Below are 3,698 nucleotides of genomic sequence, written 5' to 3'. Positions count from 1 at the left end.
TTATGCGAAAACATTAAAGAAATATACAAAAATATATTGCAACCCTATGTAATCTATGTTATTCTATGAGTGGTGCACCGTAGTAAAAATGTAATGGGGGTTTATGAGTAATATGAATAAGTTGAAGTTTATATTTTTGTCTATTTTTGGATTTGTTTTCTTTTTAATGCCTTTTAATCTTCACGGTGAAAAGAAAATTGCTATTTCACATATAGTGAATTTTATTACAGGTAACATGTTTGATTTATTTATTAGCTTTACTGTTTTATGTGCATGGATTGTGTTAATTGCAACTGTGCTTTTTATTTTTTATTCTTCAAAAAATGAATTTATTAATTCTGTATTTAAAACCTCCCCTTTGAATATTGTATTAAGAGTGGGTGGCTCCTTCTTGTATCTGATGGTGATTAACAATTGGTTTGAAAACTATGGATTTTCAAGTGTGATTTTAGATGCCAATACTGGTGGACTCATGGCAGGAGAAGGGGGACTTTTAACCACGCTTTATATAACATTCTTTGTTGGGATTATGGCTCTTCCTTTGTTAACACATTTTGGCGCTGTTGAGTTTATAGGAATTTTATTAGGTTCAGTAGTTGAAAAGTTGTTTAAAGTACCAGGATATTCAACAATCGATGCTATCGCATCATTTGTTGGTGATGGTACGATTGGTATTGTGGTGACGGATACCCAGTATCAAAGAGGATACTACAATAAAAGAGAAGCTTATATAATTGCCACTAGTTTTTCTATTGTAGGTATTGCCTTTGCTTCTGCAGTAGCTGAAGAATTAGGATTTGCACATATTTTCCCAATATTTTATGGGTCTATCGCATTAGTAACAGTTATATTAGCTTTTATTACCTCTAGAATGCCACTTAAGAAATTTCCACCAACTTATTATGAAGGAGTGAGGCCTAATAAAATTGAAATTCCAAAGGATAAAACTGTTTTACAACATGCATATGAATCTGCAATAAAACAAGCAGAAGATGTAAATGCTGGGGAAGTGTTAGTGCAGTCGTTTAAGAGTATTATTAATATATATGTGGGATTTTTACCTGTTATTATGATGGTTGGAACATTAGGTTTGGTTGTGGCAGAATATACTGAGTTTTTTAATATCATTAGCGCACCACTTGTATTCTTCTATACTTTAATAGGATACAGTAAAGAAGTTGCAACAATGATGGCACCAGCATCAGTTTCTGGATTTGCTGACATGTATTTACCGTCGTTGTTTATAAGTGAATCAGTCTCTGAAGCATCAAGATTTTTTATTGGTGTATTAGCATTTACTCAATTGGTATTTATGTCTGAAACTGGTATGGTTTTAGTTAAAAGTAAAATTGGGTTGAACTTTTGGGATGTGATTAAAGTATTTATTTTTAGAACTGCATTGTCTTTACCAATACTAATGATCATAACAAATATTTTGTCTTTTTTAGACATAATATCTTTTTAAAGAGGCATTATTGGATATAAAGCCTCCATTACTAGAGATTAACGGAAAGTAAAATAGATATATATTATTTAACATACTATAATAAAGATTGACTTAAGAGGGTAGATTAATTTACCCTCTTTTGTGTGTCTTAAAACATAATGAAAAGTAAAGAAAAATATTTAGTATTTTATTTAAAATTTCAAATAATATCAAAGATTTATGGCTTAAATATTTCGCTTTTAATATTTTTTTATTTAATGGATATATCTAGCTAAATTAGATTGTTATTATATGCTATAAAAATGGTAGAAAAACATTGTTTTAATTTTAAGGATAATACTTTATGAAACTAATGACAGTATAACTATATTATAAGCGTAAAACAGTATAGTATTGAGCCTCCTTAACTAATAAACAAGGAGTTAACCGTTCAAATTATCCATTTAACAATAAACTTGAATAAAATCGGAGGTTTAGCACTTAACAATTTTTTTGGCATGAGGCCATTGAGTTATAATGAATGATTGTGGCTTAGTCTGAAAAACATAAAAATCGATTTTTACTGGAATTTTGATTCTAAATTTCTGAAATTATTGTAAATAGCTTGACAAAGATATTCCGTTTTGATACTATATGATGAATATAAAATGAATAGATCTCGTGGTATTATACTCGCCGGGGAATAATACTTCTATAAAGAGATAAAACAGAATCGCATCGGTAGGCCTGAGGTTGCGTCAGGTCTACCTTTTTTATATGCATCTTAAGAGGAGGATAAAGTATGAAAAATAATGAAGTAGTAATTGAGAATCAATCAAAAAACATGTTTAGATTATTACTATCCTATATTGTACCTGGAATAGCAGGTCTTCTATTTAATTCATTATATATTGTTGTTGACGGTCTTTTCGTGGCAAGAATACTTGGAAGAGAACCACTGGCTGCAGTAACTGTTGGTGTCCCTGTTGTAGAAATATTGCTCTCTTTAAGTATGTTTATATCAGTAGGAGCAGGTGTACTGATTTCTAGTAAAAATGGTAGAGGAGAACATAAAGAAGCAAGAGATATTTTTAATGTATCTGTTAGACTATTAGCTATAGTGTCTGTATTAATAGCAGTAGTTAGTTTGATATTTAGACATCATATTGCAAAGGTGTTGGGAGCTACTCCAAACATAATGGATTTGGTAGTCAAATATATGACCTATTTTTTTGCATTTAGTCCTGTTTTTATGTTTAGCTATGCTATGTGTACATGGCTAAGAAACGATTCACAACCAAAGCTTGCAATGTTTGCTCAGATTGTTGGGGCATTATCAAATATATTTCTTGATTGGTATTTCATGGGACGTTTAAAAATGGGAATAGGTGGAACAGCACTAGCTACTGGTTTAGGTCCTGTATTTAGTATGACAATAATGCTACCACATTTTATATTTAAAAAAGGCAATTTGTATCTTCAAAAAGTAAAAATGGATTTAAAAATCATTTCTGAAATGTTAATAAAAGGAATACCATCATTTATTATGGAATTTGCATTGGGTATAACAACACTGTGCGTTAATATTGCAATTGGAATACACATGGGAGCTTTAGGATTTGCAGCGTTTGGTATAGTAGGATATATAGCTTTAATAATTTTGTCAATATTTTTAGGTATGGCAGAAGGTTCACAGCCACTAGTAAGTTTTTACTATGGAGCAAATGAAAAAAGGAATATGAGAACAATTTTAAAAATTAGCTTGTGTATATCCATAGCAATTGGAATAATAGCATACTTACTATTATTTAAATATACAGAAATTCCAGTGTATGTATTTGCTGATAATGATATTGAGCTTGTTAAGACTGCCATGACTGCAACTATTTACTATTTCCCTGCTTTATTTGTATCAGGCACAAACATTCTTTTAGCATCGTATATGCAATCTATAGGATATTGGAAGGAATCCGTAACAATATCCTTATGTAGATGTTTAATTGTACTACTTCCATTATTGTTAGTATTGCCTAAGCTTTTGGGAGATAATGGTATATGGATATCAGTTCCATTTGCAGAAATATTAACACTACCTATAGCTTATATATTATGGAAAGCAAGGAATTAGTATAATACTAAAATTAAGCATTTTAACCATCATACTGACTGCTCCCACACCTAAAGGAGTGGTGTTCTAAACTACTAAAGACTTCTCTATCAAAAGATGATATCTGATTGATAGAACTGACCTACTTTCATTTAGACTTTGTTA

2 protein-coding genes are annotated in these 3,698 nt (G+C 30.5%); both read left to right on the top strand.

Annotated elements, in window-relative coordinates:
- The first annotated feature begins 112 nt into the window (after positions 1–112).
- Positions 113–1,465, top strand: a complete 1,353-nt coding sequence (locus tag GOQ29_RS08560) for a YjiH family protein (RefSeq protein ID WP_203372236.1) — start codon at positions 113–115, stop codon at positions 1,463–1,465.
- A 763-nt stretch (positions 1,466–2,228) separates the two neighbouring features.
- On the top strand, positions 2,229–3,554 hold the full coding sequence (locus tag GOQ29_RS08555; protein WP_203372235.1) for an MATE family efflux transporter: 1,326 nt from the start codon (positions 2,229–2,231) through the stop codon (positions 3,552–3,554).
- The last annotated feature ends 144 nt before the right edge of the window (positions 3,555–3,698 follow it).

It is taken from the genome of Anaeromonas gelatinilytica (genome assembly GCF_016820635.1).
GTDB lineage: Bacteria > Bacillota > Clostridia > Tissierellales > SIT17 > Anaeromonas > Anaeromonas gelatinilytica.
The sequence above is the reverse complement of the archived record's forward strand: the minus strand, read 5'-3'. Positions and strand labels throughout refer to the sequence as shown.